The organism is Halomonas salipaludis, from assembly GCF_002286975.1.
In the GTDB taxonomy this organism is placed as follows: Bacteria; Pseudomonadota; Gammaproteobacteria; order Pseudomonadales; family Halomonadaceae; genus Franzmannia; species Franzmannia salipaludis.
Window position 1 is genome coordinate 239,502 of sequence record NZ_NSKB01000003.1, and the last position, 19,088, is coordinate 258,589.

The 19,088-nt window shown below is 67.6% G+C and carries 18 protein-coding genes; 11 read left to right on the plus strand and 7 right to left on the minus strand.

Annotated elements, in window-relative coordinates; genetic code table 11:
- Positions 1 to 31: 31 nt before the first annotated feature.
- Both CK498_RS08710 and recG read left to right on the plus strand, forming a co-directional pair.
- Positions 32 to 952 carry a hydrogen peroxide-inducible genes activator gene (locus tag CK498_RS08710; RefSeq protein WP_095620482.1) on the plus strand — a complete coding sequence of 307 codons (921 nt, stop codon included), beginning with the start codon at positions 32 to 34 and terminating at the stop codon, positions 950 to 952.
- Positions 949 to 3,030 carry an ATP-dependent DNA helicase RecG gene (gene recG, locus CK498_RS08715; RefSeq protein WP_095620483.1) on the plus strand — a complete coding sequence of 694 codons (2,082 nt, stop codon included), beginning with the start codon at positions 949 to 951 and terminating at the stop codon, positions 3,028 to 3,030. Before CK498_RS08710 ends, recG begins: the two co-directional genes overlap by 4 nt.
- Before the next feature lie 36 nt (positions 3,031 to 3,066).
- On the opposite strand, the gene yccS is transcribed toward recG, so the two are convergent.
- The 4 genes from yccS to CK498_RS08735 form a co-directional block, all read right to left on the minus strand.
- Positions 3,067 to 5,289 carry a YccS family putative transporter gene (yccS, locus tag CK498_RS08720; RefSeq protein WP_095620484.1) on the minus strand — a complete coding sequence of 741 codons (2,223 nt, stop codon included), beginning with the start codon at positions 5,287 to 5,289 and terminating at the stop codon, positions 3,067 to 3,069.
- Positions 5,290 to 5,351: 62 nt separating this feature from the next.
- Positions 5,352 to 5,708: a hypothetical protein gene (locus CK498_RS08725; protein ID WP_095620485.1), complete on the minus strand. Its 357-nt coding sequence runs from the start codon at positions 5,706 to 5,708 to the stop codon at positions 5,352 to 5,354.
- 88 nt (positions 5,709 to 5,796) lie between these two features.
- A complete protein-coding gene (locus CK498_RS08730) occupies positions 5,797 to 6,072 on the minus strand; it encodes an HU family DNA-binding protein (RefSeq protein WP_043531173.1) in 276 nt (91 codons plus the stop codon).
- 117 nt (positions 6,073 to 6,189) lie between these two features.
- A complete protein-coding gene (locus tag CK498_RS08735; RefSeq protein ID WP_095620486.1) occupies positions 6,190 to 7,350 on the minus strand; it encodes an FAD-dependent oxidoreductase in 1,161 nt (386 codons plus the stop codon).
- A gap of 87 nt (positions 7,351 to 7,437) precedes the next feature.
- Here CK498_RS08735 and CK498_RS08740 point away from each other — a divergent pair, with 87 nt between their 5' ends.
- The 9 genes from CK498_RS08740 (at position 7,438) to CK498_RS08780 (ending at position 16,766) form a co-directional block, all read left to right on the plus strand.
- On the plus strand, positions 7,438 to 7,992 hold the full coding sequence (locus CK498_RS08740) for a chorismate--pyruvate lyase family protein (RefSeq protein ID WP_229359015.1): 555 nt from the start codon (positions 7,438 to 7,440) through the stop codon (positions 7,990 to 7,992).
- 29 nt (positions 7,993 to 8,021) lie between these two features.
- A complete protein-coding gene (gene ubiA, locus CK498_RS08745; protein WP_095620487.1) occupies positions 8,022 to 8,906 on the plus strand; it encodes a 4-hydroxybenzoate octaprenyltransferase in 885 nt (294 codons plus the stop codon).
- A 70-nt stretch (positions 8,907 to 8,976) separates the two neighbouring features.
- Complete coding sequence (phoB, locus tag CK498_RS08750) at positions 8,977 to 9,666, plus strand: phosphate regulon transcriptional regulator PhoB (RefSeq protein ID WP_095620488.1); 690 nt, start codon at positions 8,977 to 8,979, stop codon at positions 9,664 to 9,666.
- A gap of 1 nt (position 9,667) precedes the next feature.
- Entirely contained in the window at positions 9,668 to 10,984 is a 1,317-nt protein-coding gene (gene phoR, locus CK498_RS08755; protein WP_095620489.1) for a phosphate regulon sensor histidine kinase PhoR, read from the plus strand.
- Positions 10,985 to 11,138: 154 nt separating this feature from the next.
- Complete coding sequence (locus CK498_RS08760; RefSeq protein ID WP_095620490.1) at positions 11,139 to 12,722, plus strand: ABC transporter substrate-binding protein; 1,584 nt, start codon at positions 11,139 to 11,141, stop codon at positions 12,720 to 12,722.
- 65 nt (positions 12,723 to 12,787) lie between these two features.
- Entirely contained in the window at positions 12,788 to 13,768 is a 981-nt protein-coding gene (locus CK498_RS08765; protein WP_095620491.1) for an ABC transporter permease, read from the plus strand.
- Positions 13,765 to 14,718, plus strand: coding sequence for an ABC transporter permease (locus CK498_RS08770; protein ID WP_095620492.1), 954 nt, complete (start codon positions 13,765 to 13,767; stop codon positions 14,716 to 14,718). The genes CK498_RS08765 and CK498_RS08770 overlap by 4 nt, the downstream gene beginning before the upstream one ends.
- Positions 14,693 to 15,742 (plus strand): ABC transporter ATP-binding protein, encoded by a 1,050-nt coding sequence (locus tag CK498_RS08775; RefSeq protein ID WP_176475754.1) that lies wholly within the window; start codon positions 14,693 to 14,695, stop codon positions 15,740 to 15,742. Before CK498_RS08770 ends, CK498_RS08775 begins: the two co-directional genes overlap by 26 nt.
- Positions 15,732 to 16,766, plus strand: a complete 1,035-nt coding sequence (locus CK498_RS08780) for an ABC transporter ATP-binding protein (protein ID WP_095620494.1) — start codon at positions 15,732 to 15,734, stop codon at positions 16,764 to 16,766. The genes CK498_RS08775 and CK498_RS08780 overlap by 11 nt, the downstream gene beginning before the upstream one ends.
- Position 16,767: 1 nt before the next feature.
- Here the strand turns inward: CK498_RS08780 and cysZ are convergent, their stop codons facing one another.
- From cysZ to pstB, 3 genes are read right to left on the minus strand one after another with little or no spacing between them, the layout of a single operon-like run.
- A complete protein-coding gene (gene cysZ / locus CK498_RS08785) occupies positions 16,768 to 17,493 on the minus strand; it encodes a sulfate transporter CysZ (protein ID WP_095620495.1) in 726 nt (241 codons plus the stop codon).
- Positions 17,493 to 18,221 (minus strand): phosphate signaling complex protein PhoU, encoded by a 729-nt coding sequence (gene phoU, locus CK498_RS08790; RefSeq protein WP_095620496.1) that lies wholly within the window; start codon positions 18,219 to 18,221, stop codon positions 17,493 to 17,495. The genes cysZ and phoU overlap by 1 nt, the downstream gene beginning before the upstream one ends.
- Before the next feature lie 37 nt (positions 18,222 to 18,258).
- Positions 18,259 to 19,032: a phosphate ABC transporter ATP-binding protein PstB gene (gene pstB / locus CK498_RS08795; RefSeq protein ID WP_095620810.1), complete on the minus strand. Its 774-nt coding sequence runs from the start codon at positions 19,030 to 19,032 to the stop codon at positions 18,259 to 18,261.
- Positions 19,033 to 19,088 lie beyond the last annotated feature (56 nt).

The following is a 19,088-nucleotide window of genomic DNA, read 5'->3' on the forward strand; positions in this document are numbered from 1 at the left end:
TCTGCTCGAGAGGATGCCCACTGGCACCGCTATGACTCTAACAGAACTGCGCTACATCGTAACCTTGGCCCAGGAGCGCCATTTCGGGCGCGCCGCCGAGCGCTGCTTCGTCTCCCAGCCGACGCTCTCGGTGGCGGTCAAGAAGCTCGAGGAGGAGCTCGGCGTGGCGCTGTTCGAGCGCTCCAAGTCCACCGTCCAGGTCACTCCCCTGGGCGAACGGATCGTCGAACAGGCCCAGCGGGTGCTGGAACAAAGCAGCGTAATCAAGGAGCTGGCCAATGCCGGCAAGGACCAGCTGGCAAGCCCCTTGCGCCTCGGCGCCATCTACACCATCGGCCCCTACCTGTTTCCGTACCTGGTGCCGGAGTTGGCACGCATCGCACCGCAGATGCCGCTCTACATCGAGGAAGGCTTCACCGCCACGCTGCGCCGCAAACTGCGTAGTGGCGAGCTCGATGCGATCATCGTGGCACTGCCGTTCACCGAGTCCGACGTGCTGACCAAATCGCTCTACGACGAGCATTTCGAGGTGCTGATGCCCGCCGATCATGCGTGGGCGGCCAAGGCCACCATCGACAAGGAGGACCTACTCGAGGAGCGGTTGCTGCTGCTCGGCGAGGGCCACTGCTTCCGCGACCAGATTCTCGAAACCTGCCCGGCCATCAGCCATCAGCTCAACAGTCCCAGTAACACCCTCACCGCCGAGGGCGGCTCGCTGGAGACGATCCGCCACATGGTGGCCTCCAAGCTGGGTATCACGGTGCTGCCGCAGTCGGCGATCGGTACCGGTCACTACGAGAGCGGCGTGCTGACCAGCCGGCCATTCACCCCCGAGGCACCGTCGCGCACCGTGGCCATCGCCTGGCGCGCCAGCTTCCCACGGCCCAAGGCCATCGATGCCCTGACCGACGCCATCGCCCGCTGCCGCAGCCAGGCCATCGCCGCCGCATGACACCCTTCGAGCAGCCGGTCACCGAGCTCAGCGGCGTCGGCGAGGCGTTGGCCGCCAAGCTGGCCAGGCTACGTATCGCCAGCCTGGCCGATCTGCTCTTCCACCTGCCACTGCGTTACCAGGACCGCACCCGCATCACCCCGATCGGCACGCTGCGCGGCGGGGTCGAGGCGGTGGTCGACGGCGAGGTGGCGGCCAGCGACGTGATCCGCGGCCGCCGCCGCAGCCTGCTGGTGCGGCTCAAGGATGGCTCGGGGATACTCAGCCTGCGCTTCTTTCACTTCTCGCCGGCACAACAGCAGCAGTTTCAACCCGGCACACGGGTGCGCTGCTTCGGCGAAGCCCGCGCCGGCGCCACCGGGCTGGAGATTTATCACCCCGAGTACCGCCTGCTCAAGCACGGCGAGGTGCCGGTGGACGAGCATCTGACGCCGATCTACCCGACCACCGAGGGCCTCAACCAGGCGCGCCTGCGCGGCCTGCTCAAGCAGGTGCTGACACGCCTGGAGGAGGACCCCGACGCCCTGCCCGACGGCATCCCCGATGCCCTGCGCGAGCGCTTCCGCCTCGCCGGCCTGCACGAGTGCCTGCACTATCTGCATCAGCCGCCGCCGGACGCCGATCTGGAGCGTCTGGCCAGCGGCCAGCACCCGGCCCAGCGACGCCTGGCGCTGGAGGAGCTGCTCGCTCACCAGTTGAGCCTGCGCCAGATCCGCCTACGCATCCAGGCCGACGGCGCCCCACGCCTGCCCTCGGGGCGCAGCCTGCAGGCGCGCTTCATCACCCAGTTGCCGTTCACCCTCACCGCCGCCCAGCGCCGTGTGCTCGACGAGATCGGCCACGACCTGGAAAGGCCGGCGCCGATGCTGCGCCTGGTACAGGGCGACGTCGGCTCGGGCAAGACGGTAGTCGCTGCCATGGCCGCGCTGCAGGCCCTGGCCAGCGACTGCCAGGCGGCACTGATGGCGCCCACCGAACTGCTCGCCGAGCAGCACTTCCGCAGCTTCCGCGCCTGGTTCGAGCCGCTGGGCATCGAGGTGGCGTGGCTGGCCGGCAAGCTCAAGGGCAAGGCGCGGCTGGATACCAAGGCGGCCATCGCCGATGGCCGGGCGCGCATGGTGGTCGGCACCCACGCTATCTTCCAGGACGATGTGCACTTCCAGCGCCTGGGCCTGGCGATCATCGACGAACAGCACCGCTTCGGCGTGCACCAGCGCCTGGCGCTGCGCGAGAAGGGCGAGGCCGGCGGCCTGACGCCGCACCAGCTGGTGATGACCGCCACGCCGATTCCCCGCACCCTGGCGATGAGCGCCTACGCCGACCTCGACGTCTCGGTGATCGACGAGCTGCCGCCGGGGCGCACCCCGGTACAGACCGCCGCGGTGCCCGACGAGCGCCGCCCCGAGGTGGTCGAGCGTATTCGCCGGGCCTGCGCCGAGGGCCGCCAGGCCTACTGGGTCTGCACGTTGATCGAGGAGTCGGAGGCGCTGCAGTGCCAGGCCGCCGAGGCGACCCACGCCGAACTCGCCGAGGCACTGCCCGAACTGGCCATCGGCCTGGTCCACGGGCGCATGAAGGCCGCCGACAAGGCCGCGGTGATGGACGCCTTCAAGGCCGGCGAGCTCGACCTGCTGGTCGCCACCACGGTCATCGAAGTCGGCGTCGACGTGCCCAACGCCAGCCTGATGATCATCGAGAATCCCGAGCGGCTGGGGCTATCCCAGCTGCACCAGCTGCGCGGCCGGGTCGGCCGGGGTGCCACCGAGAGTTTCTGCGTGCTGCTCTACCGCCCGCCGCTCTCGGCCCACTCCCGCGAGCGGCTGGGGGTGATGCGCGAGACCAGCGACGGCTTCCGCATCGCCGAGAAGGACCTCGAGCTGCGCGGCCCCGGCGAGGTGCTGGGCACCCGCCAGACCGGCCTGGCTCAGATGAAGATCGCCGACCTGGAGCGTGACCGCGACCTGCTCGAGCAGGTCAGCCCGCTGGCCCGGGCGCTGCTGGAGCAGGCCCCCGAGGCCAGCCCGCCGCTGATTCGCCGCTGGCTGGGCGAGGAAGCGGGGCGTTACGGGCAGGTGTAGGCGCCATACCGCGCCGACGTCTCCCTCGCTACCTGCTCAGGCTGCAGCGGCTGATGCCTCGGGCGAGGCGCCGGCGCCGGCGCCGGCCATCACCAGCCGATTGGCGGCCTCGCCAATCGGCACCAGCTGCTGGGCGATCAAGCGCAGCTGGCTCTGGATCGGCCGGTAGGGCGCTTGCGCTTCGCCGGCCTCCGCCAGCGGCGCCTCGAGCCGTTCGAGCAGTGCATTCACCTCGGCCTCGAGCGCCCGCAGCGGGCGCCGCGCCGCCAGCGCCTCGGCGATCTCGCCGAGCAGGACGCCGATCTCGCGGGCCAGCGGCACCAGCGTGGCGTCATCCTCGTCGTCGGCCAGGCGGTGGCGGTGGGCACCCAGTGCCGAAAGGTGGCTGAGCAGGGTGTGGGAGAGTACCAGGAAGCGCAGCCCGTCGTCGGCCTCCGCCTTACGGTAGTGGCCCGGCTCGTGAAGCATGTTGGTCAGCACCGTCGACAGCGCGGCATCGGCGTTGTGGGCGTTGCGCCGCGCCAGCCGGTAGGCCAGGTCGTCCTGCTTGCCAGCCTCGTACTGGTGGATGATCTCGTCGAGGTAGCCGCGGCAGTTGGTCAGCACCTTGGCCGCTTCGCGGTTGAGGCGCCGGCCCTGCCAGTCGGGCAGGATGAACAACACCGCCAGCCCGGCGATCAACGCGCCGAGCAGGGTATCGAACAGCCGCGGCCAGATCAGGTCGAAGCCGTCGCCGACCTGGTTGAAGCTGCACAGTACCAGCAGGGTGATCGAGGCGGTGGCGATCACGTAGTGCTTCTCGCGGTTGGCAAAAAACGCCACTCCGGCGATCACCGCGATCAGGCTCTGCACCAGCGGCTGCGGAAACAGCGTGATCGACGCCCAGCCGACCACCAAACCGAGCACCGTGCCGGTTATTCGCTGGGTCAGGAAGCGCCGCGTGGTGGCGAAGTTGGGCCGGCATACGAACAGCGTGGTGAGCAGGATCCAGAAGCCCTGCTGGGGGTCGAGCCACTGCAGCAACCCGTAGCCGGCGAGCAGCGCCAGCGGCAGGCGCAAGGCGTGGCGAAAGGTCGGTGACGCCAGCGTCAGGTTGAGGCGAATACGCTCCCAGGCGTCTCTCAGGCTGCTTGGCGAACGGTCGAACAGCGCATCGTCGCGGCGCGGCTCGTCGGCATCCGGATTGTGGGCGCTGGCCAGCTGTGACTCCAGGGTGGCGAGGTTGTCGGCCAGCGCCTCGAGGGGGAACAGCAGTTCGCGCCAGGCGGGGCGGCGCTGGTCGCGCAGATTATCGATCGAGGCACGCAGATCCTCCAGCGCTTGCTCGCTCTGGCGGTGATCGAAGGGTCGGTTGAGCAACAGCGCCTTGGCCAGGCGCCGACAGGCCAGGCCCTGCTGATCGAGCAGCCGCTGGCAGCGGAATAGCACGTCGTGGTGGAAGAATGCCTCGGTCAGGGCGGCATAGGGGTAGTGGGTAGAGCTGGCCCGTTCATGGATATCCTGGGCAATGAAGTAGATGCGCAGGTAGCGGTTGAGCTTGCGATCGCCACGCTGGCCCTCGAGGCGCCGGAAGATCATCTCCTTGGCCTGATTGAGGGCCTCCACCACCTTGCCGTTCTGGCGTGCCAGGGCCAGCCGCCGCGCCTCGATATCGACGTCGCGCAGCGGCTCGAACAGCGCCGACTTGAGCACCAGGTACTCGCCCAGCGTCTTGTAGACCCGCGCCATGCTCTGCTTGACCGGCTGGCGCGAGAACAGCGCACACCAGATCACCGAGATCAGCCCGTACCAGGCCGCCCCGGCCAGCAGCAGCAGTGGCTGGTGCCAGGGACCGTCGTCGGGCACGCCGCCATGATGCTCGATATTGATCATCGAGTAGATCGACAGGATCAGCGTGCCGGAGGCGATGGTGGCATAACGCTGGCCGATGGCGCCGAGCATGATCAGCACGAAGGTGGCCAGGCCCAGGCCGGCGGCGAACAGCCACGGCCAGGGGTAGAGCCACTGCACGCTGAACGAGGCCACGGCAAAGCAGGCCAGGGTCACCAGCAGCGCCTGCAGGCGCCCCTGCCAACTGTCGTCGGTCTCCGACAGGGCGCTGGCGATGATGCCCAGGAACAGCGGTATCACCAGCGCCACCTCGCCCAGCCCCCAACTGAGCAGCAGCGCTCCGCTGAAGGCCAGGAAGACCCGCAGGCTGTAGGCGAACTTGTCCAGCGTCCACAGGCGACGCAGCGGTAACGAGAGCGTAGTCGGCATAGGGTTGTTATACGTTAGTATAACGATGGCTGGCTAGCGTCGGTGTCAACGCGGACTGCAACCTAGAGATGTCGCAGCAACGTCTGCAACCGGGTCAGATCCTTGGAGTCACCGACCAGGCGTACCTTGCCGCTCATCATGCCGTCGAGAAAACGGCGCTGTGTCGGCTTGCGCAGCACCTGCACCGCGCTATCGGGGTCGCTGAAGCGCAGCTCCAGGTCGAGGTCCACCGGCAGCCCGGAGGCCGTCTCGATGCCGCGTGGCGACATCCGGTAGTGACGCGCGATGGACAAATCTTCGGTGGCGATGCCCCAATCGAGGCCACGCATCTCGTCGAGCGCCTGGCGAAACGCCGGCTTGCGCCGCTGCGCCCGCTTGAGCAACAAGCCGAGCAGCCACAGCATCAGTCGCAGCTTCATGGTATGTCCTGGCGTGGAAGTGGGTCGTACAGATACGACGCCGACGGCCAAGGGGGTTCGGCACTGGGCGTCGCATCATGGGGCAGCGTTACTTGGCGACGGCGTCCTTGAGCGCCTTGCCGGGCTTGAACGCCACGGTCTTGCTGGCCGGAATGGTCAGCGGCTGGCCAGTCTGGGGGTTCTTGCCGGTGCGTGCGGCACGCTCGCGCACGGTGAATGAGCCGAAGCCGATCAGTGACACGTCCTGGCCCTTCGACACGCTGCCGGTGATCTCGTCGAGAATGACGTTGAGCACCTGGCTGGCTTTGTCCTTGGAAAGATCGGCACGCTCGGCAATCGCCGAGGCGAGTTCTGGCTTGCGCATATAGCCCTCCTAGTTTGGCATTGGCATGGCGGCACGGCCGCCGTGTTATTGTTCGCTAAAGAACACGTTTACGGTTTGGTTACGCGGTAATGAGTACTGGCTCGCAACGCAACGTCATTAGACTAGCAACGCCGGTGCCGCCCGCGCCAGTGCGACTTTCCGCCTGACGCAGGCGCCTGTCAACGCAAATCCACTCAAACGGCCGTCCTCGGCCTCGGCCAGAGCCGCCAGATCGGCGCCTTCGCCCTCGATACGCCAGCGTGCCACCGGCTGGATTGGCGGCAGTGCCACGCAGGGCAGCAGCGGGGTCTTGACCAGGATCGGCCAGGCGCCGTAATGAACCTCGCTGGGCTCGCCGGCAAGTGTCGCCGCCAGTGCCTTGGCGCTGGCCTGTAGTGGCTGCACGTACATCGCGTTGACCCCCGCCACGCAGGCCACGTCGCCCAGCGCGTAGATACCCGGCTGCGAGCTGCGCAGCTGGCGATCAACGCGAATACCGGCGTCACTGACCGCCAGTCCGGCCTCGGCGGCGAGCCTGGTGCGCGGCACCAGGCCGGTAGCCACCAGCACCAGATCGGCGGCGAGCGCATGGCCGTCATCGAGGCACACCGCCACCTGACTGCCCTGCGCGTCCAGCGCCGTGAGCTGACGCTCCAGATTCAGCGCGATACCCGCCTCGCCAAACGCCTCGCCCAGCACTCGGCCCAGCGGCTCGGGCAACAGCCGTGGCAACGGGGTGGCCTCCGGGGCGATCAGGCTTACCGCATGGCCACCCGCGACCAGGTCGTTGGCGAACTCGCAGCCCACCAGGCCGGCACCGATGATCGCCACCCGTGCCGGGCGCCCCAGCGCCTCGAGGGCGGCGTAAAAGCCGCGGTAGTCGTCGAGGTCGTTGATGGTAAAAACCCGCGAGGCAACCGCCTCGGGGATCGCAAAGGGTACCCGGGGAGCGGCACCGGTGGCGATCACCAGCTCGCCGTAGGGCAGGGTTTCCGCACCTATCGAAAGGCTGCGCGCAGCAGGGTCGATGGCCGTGACCCGGGTGTGGGTTCGCATCACCACGCCGAGCTGGTCGGCCACCTCCAGCGCCGAGCGCGTCGCCAGCCGCTCAGGCGGCAAGCGCTTGGTGAAGCCGGTGGAAAGCAGCGGCTTCGAGTAGTCGTCGCCGCTGTCGGCAGTGATCAGGGTAATCGGCCGCCGGGCGTCGCGGGCGCGCAGCTGGCGCACCAGGCCCAGCGCGGCCATGCCGCTGCCGATGAGGGTCAAGGGGGCGTCCATGAAACTCCTGGGAATCGGGATCAGGCAACCGGGATCATTGGTCGCCCATGGTACACTACGGCCCCGTTTTTGACCCGGAGCCCGCCGGTGCCCGACCGCCCATCACTGTGCTTCCCGCGCTGCCGCTGGCGCGCCGCCGCCGCCCACCGCCCGGCCATGAGCGCCGCCTGGTGGCAGTGGGTCGCCTCCAGCGACTCCTTGACCGCACGGCTTATCGCCGCCGCCGACGGTCGCCCGTTCCGCGTCAGGCTGCTCGATCAGCGCCTGGGCCGGCCGCGCCTCGACGAGGCCCGTGCCCTGGGGCTGCCGCGGCACCAGGCGGCCTGGCTACGCCAGGTGGCGCTGTGCGTCGACCAGCGCCCCTGGGTGGTGGCCCGCTCGGTGGCGCCACTCGCCCAGCTGCGCGGCCAGCGCCTCGAGCGGCTCGGCGAGCGCTCGCTGGGCAGCTGGCTGTTCCGCCAGCCCGATCTCGAGCGCAGCCCCATCGATGTCAGCGCCGATCCCGCGCCCTTTGCCGCCGCGCTGAACCCAGCGGGGCCCTGGGGCCGCCGCTCGGTATTTCGCCACGGCCGCTTCGCGGTGCTGGTACAGGAGTTCTTTCTCGCTACCATGGCGGATGAATTGGCGCTGCCACCGCGCTAGGCTAGGCTGCGTCGCTGCTGGAGACTGATATGGACCACCCCCCTCGCCCTCGCGGCTTGAAACGCCTGCCCGACTTCCTGCGCCTGATGCGCCTCGACCGGCCGATCGGCACCTGGCTGCTGATGTGGCCGACGCTATGGGCGCTGTGGCTCGCCGCCGAGGGCCTGCCGAGTCGCGATATCCTGCTCATCTTCGTCGCCGGGGTCTACGCCATGCGCGCCGCCGGCTGCGTGATAAACGACTACGCCGATCGCCACGTCGACGGCCACGTCAAGCGTACCCGCGAGCGTCCGCTGGCCACCGGCCGCATCAGCGAGCAGGAGGCCAAGGGGCTGTTCGCCGGCCTGGTGGCGCTGGCCTTCCTGCTGGTGCTGTTCACCAACCTGTTCACCATCCTGCTGTCGATCGGCGGCGTGGTGCTGGCCTTCATCTACCCCTTCATGAAGCGCTACACCCACTTCCCGCAGGTATTCCTGGGCGCCGCCTTCTCCTGGGCGATTCCCATGGCCTTCGGCGCCGTGCTCGGCCATGTGCCGCCCGAAGCCTGGCTGCTGTTCGCTGCCAACCTGGCCTGGACGGTGGCCTACGATACCCAGTACGCCATGGTCGACCGCGACGACGACCGCGAGATTGGCATCAAGTCCACCGCGGTGCTGTTCGGCCGCGCCGACAAGGCGATCATCGGCCTGCTGCAGCTGGTCACCCTGGGCCTGCTCGGCTGGATCGGCCAGCGCCTCGGGCTCGGCGCCTTTTACTGGCTCGGGCTGGCGGCCATGGCGGCGATCTTCGTCTACCAGCAGTGGCTGATCCACGACCGCTCCCGGGAGCGCTGCTTCCAGGCCTTCCTCAACAACCACTGGGCGGGGCTGGTGCTGTTCGCCGGTCTGGCGCTGACGCTATGGCCAGAGGGGTAGGGTTGTAACGAGAATGTCATCTAAGCGCGTTGTAATCGCCATACTGTCATGACCCCGATGAGGCCACCGGATGACCGCCAAGACCGTTCTGATCGTCGATGACGAAGCCCCCATCCGCGAAATGATCGCCGTGGCCCTCGAGATGGCCGACTACCGGGTGCTCGAGGCCGACAACGCCCAGGATGCCCATGCCATGATCGTCGACAACCAGCCCGACCTGCTACTGCTCGACTGGATGATGCCGGGCACCAGTGGCATCGAGCTGGCACGCCGCCTCAAGCGCGAGGAAACCACCAGCGAACTGCCTATCATCCTGCTCACCGCCAAGAGCGAGGAGGACAACAAGATTCAGGGCCTCGAGGCCGGCGCCGACGACTACATCACCAAGCCGTTCTCGCCCCGCGAGCTGGTGGCACGCCTCAAGGCCGTGCTACGCCGCACCACGCCCAAGGGCGTCGAGGAGGCGGTGGAGGTCGAGGGGCTGATACTCGACCCCGCCAGCCACCGGGTCAGCGCCCACGGCAGCGCGGTGGAGATCGGCCCCACCGAATATCGTCTACTGCAGTTCTTCATGACGCACCAGGAACGCGCCTATACTCGTAGTCAGCTGCTCGACCAGGTGTGGGGCGGCAATGTCTATGTCGAGGAGCGAACCGTGGATGTGCATATTCGCCGCCTGCGCAAGGCGCTGGGCGAACCCCATCAGCATCTGATCCAGACCGTGCGCGGTACCGGCTATCGGTTCTCCGCCAAGATCTGACATGCGTCTGTGGAGCCGCGAGCTGTGCCGCCTGGCGCTGATCACCGCCGCCGCCAGCCTGGTCGGCTGGCTGCTGGGCACCACCAGTCTCGGTCTGGCCGCAGGCCTAGCCATCGTGCTGCTGCTGCAGCTGCGCCAGCTGCACGCTCTGCACCGCTGGCTGACCCGTCATCCCCACGCCGAACCGCCCGCCGCCCGCGGCCTGTGGGGCGAACTGTTCGACCGCCTCTACAAGTATCAGAAGGCCCAGCGCATCACCCAGCAGCGCCTGCGCGACACCCTCAAGCGCATCCAGGACTCCTCGGAGGCGATGAGCGACAGCGTGGTGATGCTCGACCGTCGCGGCGACCTGGAGTGGTGGAACAGCGCCGCCGGACGCATGCTGGGGCTGCAAACCGTCCACGACCGCGGCCAGCACATCACCAACCTGCTGCGTGATCCACGCTTCATCGACTACTTCAACGCCCGCGACTACCGCGAGCCGCTGACGCTGACCTCGCCCATCGATGAGCGCCAGGTGTTGCAGTTCCAGATCACCCTCTACGGCGACGACGAGCGACTGCTGATGGCCCGCGACATCACTCGCCTGCACCGCCTCGAGCAGATGCGCCGCGACTTCGTGGCCAACGTCTCCCACGAGCTGCGCACGCCGCTGACGGTGCTGGCCGGCTACCTCGAAACCTACACCGACATCGCCGATCAGTTGCCGCCGCGCCTGGCCCGTGGTCTGGGCCAGATGCAGGCCCAGACCTCGCGCATGCAGAACCTGGTCAACGACCTGCTGCTGCTGTCGCGGCTGGAGATAGACCGGCGCGGCGACGACGAGGCGCCGGTGGCCGTCGAGGCGCTGCTCGAGGCGATTCGCCGCGACGCCGAGTCGCTCTCCGCCGGGCGCCACCGGCTGCTGGTGGAGTGCCACGATCCGCGCCGGCTGGTGGGCAGCGAACAGGAGCTGCGCAGCGCCATCTCCAACCTGGTCTTCAACGCCGTGCGCTACGCCGGCGACGACCGCCACATCACGCTGCGCTGGCGCACCCAGGGCGACGACGCCTGCCTCGAGGTCGAGGACGACGGCGAGGGCATCGACCCGGTACACATCCCGCGCCTCACCGAGCGCTTCTACCGCGTCGACAAGGGCCGCAGCACCGCCACCGGTGGCACCGGCCTGGGCCTGGCGATCGTCAAGCACGTGTTGCTGCGCCACGACGCACACCTCGAGATCGTCTCCCACCCCGGCCGCGGCGCGCTGTTTCGCTGCGTTTTCCCGGCCACCCGTCTGTCCCGGCCGAGTGCCGTCGCAGCATCGTCTCAGGCCTGAGGCGCGGCTGTCGCAGGACAGTTTCATATGCAACAGTCAAAACAGCGCTGAAAGATGGCGCCAAGCTCCCCTGGCATTCTCAGCTACCTTGTGAGAGAAATCTCACACGGGCAGTCGCCCATCAAACGCTTGAGTGAACCGAGGACAAAACAACATGACGTTCAACAAGACCCTGCTGGCCACCGCCGTGATCGGCGCCATGCTGGCCTCCACGGCCCACGCCGAGACGCTGCGCTGGACCCGCTCCGCCGACAGCCTGACCATGGATCCGCACTCCCAGAACGAGGGGCCGACCCACTCGGTCAACCACCAGATCTTCGACACCCTGCTCTACCAGGACATGGACGTGGAGTACCAGCCCGGCCTGGCCACTGACTGGTACGTTCACGAGGATGATCCCAGCGTCTGGGTATTCGAGATTCGCGAGGGGGTGACCTTCCACGAGGGCCAGGCGCTGACCGCCGACGACGTGGTCTTCTCGCTCAACCGCGCGCGCCACGAGCATGCCGACATGCGCGGCCTGCTGACGTCGATCGTCGAGGTGCGTGCCGCCGACGATTTCACCGTGGAAGTGGTCACCGACGGCCCCAACCCGCTGCTGCCCAACAACCTCACCAACCTGTTCATCATGAGCCGCGAGTGGGCCGAGGAGCACGGCGTCGAGGAGCCGCAGAACTACGCCGCCGGCGAAGAGACCTATGCCGTGCGCAACGCCAACGGCACCGGGCCGTTCCGCGTCGAGAGCCGCGAGCCGGATGTGCGTACGGTGTTCGTGCGCAACGACGACTACTGGGGCATCGATCACTACCCGATGGAGATCTCCGAGCTGATCTTCACCCCCATCGAGTCCGCCTCGACCCGCGTCGCCGCGCTGCTCTCCGGTGAGGTCGACCTGCTCCAGGAGACCCCGGTACAGGATATCGAGCGCCTGGCCCAGGCTGACGGCATCAAGAACGAGCAGGGCGCCGAAAACCGCACCATCTTCCTCGGCATGCGCATGGACCTCGAGGTGCTCGACAGCGCCGACGTCGACAGCAACCCCTTCGCCGACCGCCGCGTGCGCGAGGCGATCAACCTCGCCGTGGATACCACCACCATCCAGCGCTCGGTGATGCGCGGCAACTCCGAGCCTGCCGGGATGATCGCACCGCCGTTCGTCAACGGCTACAGCGAGGAGATGGACGAGGTGCTGCCGGCCGATGTCGAGCGCGCCCAGGCACTGATGAACGAGGCCGGCTACGGCGACGGCTTCCGCGTTACCCTCAACTGCTCCAACGACCGCTACGTCAACGACGAGCAGATCTGCCAGGCGGTGGTCAGCATGCTGGCGCGGATCGGCATCACCGTCGACCTGATCGCCCAGACCCGCTCGCTGCACTTCGCCGAGATGGCCCGCGAGGAGTACGACTTCTACCTGCTCGGCTGGGGCGTGCCGACCATGGATTCGGAGTACATCTTCAACTACCTCTACCACACCAAGGAGGAGGATCGCGGCAGCTGGAACTTCACCGGCTACTCCGACGAGCGGGTCGACGAGCTGACCGTGGCCATGGGCCAGGAGACCGACGAGGCGGCGCGCAACGAGATGATCGGCGAGGCCTGGCAAATCGTCCACGACGAGATCCTCTATATCCCGATCCACCACCAGATGCTGACCTGGTCGATGCGTGACGATATCGACTTCCAGGTGCAGAGCGAAAATACCCCGCACTTCAAATACCTGCGTTTTAATAACTAAGCCGTAACCCGTGCTAGGCCCTCCCCGCGTTATCCTCGCGCGGAGGGCTGCACCGTGGAGATCCCATGCTGGCATTCCTGATCCAGCGCGTCTTCCAGGCCATCTTCGTGATGCTGGTGGTCGCGCTCATTGCATTTTCGCTGTTTCACTACGTCGGTGACCCGGTCCTCAACATGGTCGGCCAGGAGGCCACCGAGGCCGATCGCGCCGAGCTGCGCACGCGCCTCGGCCTCGACCAACCGATAGCGATCCAGTTCTTCCAGTTCATCGCCAACGCCGCCCAGTTCGAGTTCGGCATCTCCTACCGCTCGGCGCGGCCGGTGACCGACCTGATCGTCGAGCGTCTGCCGGCGACCCTGGAACTGGCCATCATCTCGGCCATCTTCGCGGTGGTGATGGGCATCGTGCTGGGCATCTACACCGCGCTCAACCGCGGCAACTGGCTGTCCAACTTCATCATGACCGCGTCGCTGATCGGCGTGTCGCTGCCGACCTTCCTGATCGGCGTGCTGCTGATCTATGTGTTCGCCGTGGAGCTCGGCTGGCTGCCGGCCTTCGGTCGCGGCGAGACGGTGCGTCTCGGCGACTGGTGGACCACCGGGCTGCTGACCACCAGCGGGCTGCGCTCGCTGATCCTGCCGGCAATCACCCTGGGGCTGTTCCAACTGACCCTGATCATGCGCCTGGTGCGCGCCGAGATGCTCGAGGTGCTGCGCGCCGATTACATCAAGTTCGCCCGCGCCCGGGGCCTGTCGAAGCGTGTGGTCAACCTGCGCCACGCGCTGAAGAACACCCTGATCCCGGTGATCACCATCATCGGCCTCCAGCTGGGCACCATCATCGCCTTCGCCATCATCACCGAGACGGTGTTCCAGTGGCCGGGGGTCGGGGCACTCTTCATCACCGCGGTGCGCTTCGTGGACATCCCGGTGATGGCCGCCTACCTGATGATGATCGCGCTGGTGTTCGTGGTCATCAACCTGATCGTCGACCTGCTCTACTACGCGGTGGACCCGCGCCTGCGCGTCCAGGGAGGTGCCAAATGAACGACACACGGCATACCACCACGCCGCCACCCCGTCCCGGCAAGCTGCAACGCTTCCTCGCCAGCGACATCGTCTATTCGTGGAAGCACCAGCCGGTGGTGATACTCGCCACCCTGGTGACCCTGGTCATGTTCCTGGGCGCGCTGTTCGCGCCGTGGATCGCGCCGCAGAACCCCTTCGACCCGCGCCAGCTCGACCTGATCGACGCCTTCGCACCACCGTTGACCACCTCGGACTTCACCGGCAACTTCTACCTGCTGGGCAGCGACAGCCAGGGCCGCGACGTGTTCTCGGCGATCCTCTACGGCTCGCGGATATCACTGCTGGTGGGCTTCGCCGCGGTGCTCTTCGCGCTGGTGTTGGGCACCGCCCTGGGGCTGATGGCGGGCTTCCGCGGCGGCTGGCGGGATGCCCTGATCATGCGCATCGCCGACGTCCAGCTGACCTTTCCCTCGATTCTCATGGCGCTGCTGATCTTCGGCGTGGTGCGCGGCTTCCTGCCGCGCTCGATGCACGCCGAGGTGGCGATCATCGTGCTGATCGTGGCCATCGGCCTCTCCGACTGGGTGCAGTACGCCCGCGCAGTGCGCGGCGCCACTCTGGTCGAGAAAGGCAAGGAGTACGTCCAGGCAGCGCGGGTGATCGGCCTGCCGGCGCGCAATATCCTGTTCCAGCATATCCTACCCAACGTGATGCGACCGGTGCTGGTGATCGGCACCATCGGCCTGGCCCTGGCAATCATCGCCGAGGCTACGCTGTCGTTCCTGGGGGTCGGCATGCCAGCCACCCAGCCGAGCCTGGGCACCCTGATCCGGGTCGGCCAGGACTACATGTTTTCCGGGGAGTGGTGGATCCTGCTGTTCCCCGGCCTGGCGCTGCTGATGCTGGCGCTTTCCGTCAACCTGCTCGGAGACTGGCTGCGTGATGTCCTCAACCCCAAGCTCAGATAGCCGCGACACGCCCAGCGTGCCGGCGCTCAGCGTGCGCGAGCTGCGGGTCGAGTTCCCCACTCGCCACGGCACCCTGGTGGCGCTCGACGACGTCAGCTTCGATATCGCCCCCGGCGAGATCCTCGGCGTGGTCGGCGAATCCGGAGCCGGCAAGTCGATGACCGGCAACGCCGTGATCCAGCTGCTCGAGCCGCCCGGGCGCATCGCCGGCGGCGAGGTCCACCTCGGCTCGCAGCGCATCGACGACCTCGACGAGGACGCCTTCGTGCCGCTGCGCGGGCGCCATATCGGGATGATCTTCCAGGACCCACTGACCAGCCTCAACCCGCTGTTCTCAGTGGGTGAGCAGCTGATCGAGACGATTCGTGCCCACCTGCCGATGAACCACAAGCAGGCCCGCGGACGAGCCCTCGAACTGCTGCGCGAGGTGGGCATCCCGGCCCCGGAGAATCGCCTCGACGCCTACCCGCACCAGTTCTCTGGCGGCATGCGTCAGCGCGTGGTGATCGCCCTGGCGCTGGCCGCCGAACCCGAACTGGTGATCGCCGACGAGCCCACCACGGCGCTGGATGTCTCGGTGCAAGCGCAGATCCTGGCACTGCTCAAGCGGCTGTGCGCCGAGCGCGGCACCGCGGTGATGCTGGTCACCCACGACATGGGGGTGATCGCCGAGACCGCCGATCGGGTAGCGGTGATGTACGCCGGCCGGCTGATCGAGATCGGCCCGGTGGAGGCGGTGATTCGCGAACCGCAGCACCCCTACACCCGCGGCCTGATGGCATCGATTCCAGGCATCGAGACCTCCCGCGAGCGGCTCTACCAGATCGAGGGCGCCATGCCGCGGCTGGCGGCGATCCCCAGCGGCTGCGCCTTCAACCCGCGCTGCCCGCATGCCACCGAGCGTTGCCGCCGCGAGCGACCCGACCTGCTGCCGGCCGGCACCAGCCGCGCCGCCTGCTGGCTGCATGACCCCATTGATCCCGTCATTCCCGTTAGCGAGGAGGTCGCCGCCGATGGCCACTGAACTCCTTGAGTCCGCCGCGGGCGGCGAGGTGCTGCTCGAGGCCCGCGACCTGGCGCGCCACTTCGACGTTTCCAAGCCGTGGCTGAATCGCGTGCTGGAGCGCAGCGACAGGCTCACCCTCAAGGCGGTGGACGGCGTCAGCTTCGCCATCCGCCGCGGCGAGACCCTGGCGCTGGTCGGCGAGTCCGGCTGCGGCAAGTCCACCGTGGCGCGGCTGATCGTCGGCCTCTACGGCCTGACCCGCGGCCGCCTGCTGTTCGACGGCGAGGACATCAGCGACCTGGTCAACCGCAGCGGCAAGCAGGCCGCGGCGGTGCGCAAGCGCTTCCAGATGATCTTCCAGGACCCCTACGCCAGCCTCAATCCGCTGTGGCGGGTGGGCACCATCATCGGCGAGCCGCTGCGGGTGTTTCGCCCCGAGCTGAGCGCTACCCAGCGCCGCACCCGGGTCGGCGAGCTGCTCGAGCAGGTCGGGATGTCGGCGCCGGACGCCAACCGCTACCCCCACGAGTTCTCCGGCGGCCAGCGCCAGCGCATCTCCATCGCCCGGGCGCTGGCCAACGAGCCGGAGTTCATGGTCTGCGACGAACCGACCTCGGCGCTGGACGTCTCGGTGCAGGCGCAGATCCTCAACCTGATGCGCGACCTGCAGCGCGAGTACGGGCTGACCTACCTGTTCATCAGCCACGACATGGCGGTGGTCAAGCACATGGCCGACCGCATCGCAGTGATGTACCTCGGCCATATCGCCGAGATCGCCCCCGCCGAGCAGCTGTTCGCCACGCCGCGCCACCCCTACTCGCGGATGTTGCTCGAGGCGGTGCCGACGCTGACCGGCATGGGCAAGCAGCGCAGCGTCATCGAGGGCGAGGTACCCAACCCGGTGCATCCGCCCTCGGGCTGCGCCTTCCACCCACGCTGCCCCCACGCCAACGCGCGCTGCTCGCGGGAGGCGCCGGCGCTGATCGCGCACAGCGACGGCAGCGAAGTGGCCTGCCACGCGGTGGAGGAGGGGCGGATCTGACTCAGTCGGACTGGCCACGATAGTGGCGGTCCCACATCAGTACCGCGCCGGCCACGGCGCCGGGCAGCAGCAGCAGGTTGGCCAGTGGCAGCCAGGTGATCAGCGTCACCAGGCCACCGTAGCTGAGCGTCGGCCAGGGACGCGCCCTGAGCCGGCGGCGCATGTCAGCGAAGGTGACCTTGTTGTTATCCATCGGGTAGTCGAGGTAGGTGATCGCCATCACCCAGGCCGAGAAGGCCGCCCACAGCAGCGGCGCCAGCACATTGAGCGCCGGAATCCAGCTGATCACCAGCAGCAGCGTCAGCCGCGGCAGGATATACGCCAGCTTGACCAGTTCGCGGCCCAGTGCATCGACGCCGGTGCGCAGCAGGCCACGATCGTCGAGGGGCTGACGCTGGCAGGCGACCACCTCCACCCTGGCGGCGAGAAAGCCGTAGAAGGGGGCGGCGATCAGGTGGGTGATCAGGGTAAAGGTGAAGAACACCATCAGCACCAGAGTCACCACGAACAGCGGCCAGATCAGCCACTCCAGCCAGGCCAGCCAGCCAGGCACCATGGCCATCCAGCCCGCCAGCCAACCGCCGAAGTGGCTGAGCACATAGTACAGCATGGCGGCATAGACCAGCAGGTTGACCGCCAGCGGCACGAACACATAGCGCCGCAGCCCCGGCGAGTAGACTAGCCGGGTGCCGCGGCTCAAGGCATCGAGAGCCGAGAGCGCTGCCATCAACCGCGCCGCTTGATCGCTTCTTCGTCGAGCTCGTCGGGATCGATATGACGAATATCCAGTCCCTTGACCAGATATACCACGTACTCGGCGAGGTTGTTGGCGTGATCGCCGATGCGTTCCAGGGCGCGCAGAATCCACATCACGCTGAGCACCGAGGAGATCGAGCGCGGATCCTCCATCATGAAGGTCATTAGCGAGCGCATGGCGGTGGTGTACTCGCTGTCCACCGCCTCGTCCTCGTGCACCACCTCCAGGGCCAAGTCGATATCGAAGCGCGCGAACGCGGTCAGCGCATCGCGCACCATCTTGCGCACGTGCTCGCTGATATGGCGCACCTCGATGAAGCCCTTGCTGCCGTTGCCGGCCTCGGCCAGGCTCATGGCGTTGCGGGCGATCTTGCTGGCCTCGTCGCCGATGCGCTCGAGATCCGAGGTGGCACGGATCACCGCCAGCACCAGGCGCAGGTCGGAGGCCGCCGGCTGGCGCCGCGCCAGCACCCGGGTGCATTCGTCGTCGATCTTGAGCTGCATGTCGTTGACCGCGTCATCGTTGTCGCGGACCCGCTCGGCCAGCCGGCTGTCGCCGTCGAGCAGCGCGGTGACGGCGTCCTGGACCTGCTTCTCGACCAGCCCGCCCATCGCCATCAGATGGGTCTTGAGCTCTTCGAGTTCCTGGTTGAACTGCTTGGAAATATGCTGACTGTGCGTATCGCTAGTGATATCCATGCTGACTCTCCTGTTCGGCAGCGGCGGGAGCCTCGGCTCAGGCCATGCGGCCGGTGATGTAGTTTTCGGTGCGCACCAGGCGCGGGTTGGTGAACAGTGCGTCGGTGGGCGCGTACTCGACCAGCTCGCCGCCGTGCAGGAAGGCGGTGTAGTCCGAGACCCGCGCCGCCTGCTGCATGTTGTGGGTGACCAGCACCAGCGTCAGCTGCGATTTGAGGCTGCGGATCAGCTCCTCGATCTTCAGCGTCGAGATCGGGTCCAACGCCGATGCCGGTTCGTCGAGCAGCAGCACCTCGGGCTTGACCGCCAGGGTGCGGGCGATTACCAAGCGCTGCTGCTGACCGCCGGACAGCGACCAGGCCGAGGCACCGAGGCGCTCCTTGACCTCATCCCACAGCGCCGCCGAACGTAGCGCCCACTCCACCACCTCATCGCGCTGGCGCTTACGCAGGCCGCCCTGCAGGCGCAGGCCAAAGGCGACGTTCTCGTAGATCGACATCGGGAAGGGGTTGGGGGTCTGGAAGACCATCCCCACCCGCCGCCGCAACTCGGCCACCGCCACCTCGGGGGCGTGAATCTCCTGGCCCTCGAGGCGGATCGCGCCGCGCCGGCTGACCGTCTCGTTGAGATCGTGCAGCCGGTTCAGCGCGCGCAGCAGCGTCGACTTGCCACAGCCCGACGGCCCGATAAAGGCCGTAACCCGATGCCGCGGCACGCGCAGCGTGAGATCGCTGAGCGCCGGAGTACCGGCATAGGCCAGGCTCAACCCCTGGATTTCCAGACAGCTGGCGCCAGGATCGATGTCGATCACCGCGTCACGGCTGGCGTTAGCGGCCGGGGTATCGGGTTGCGCAAGCACGGCTCTCG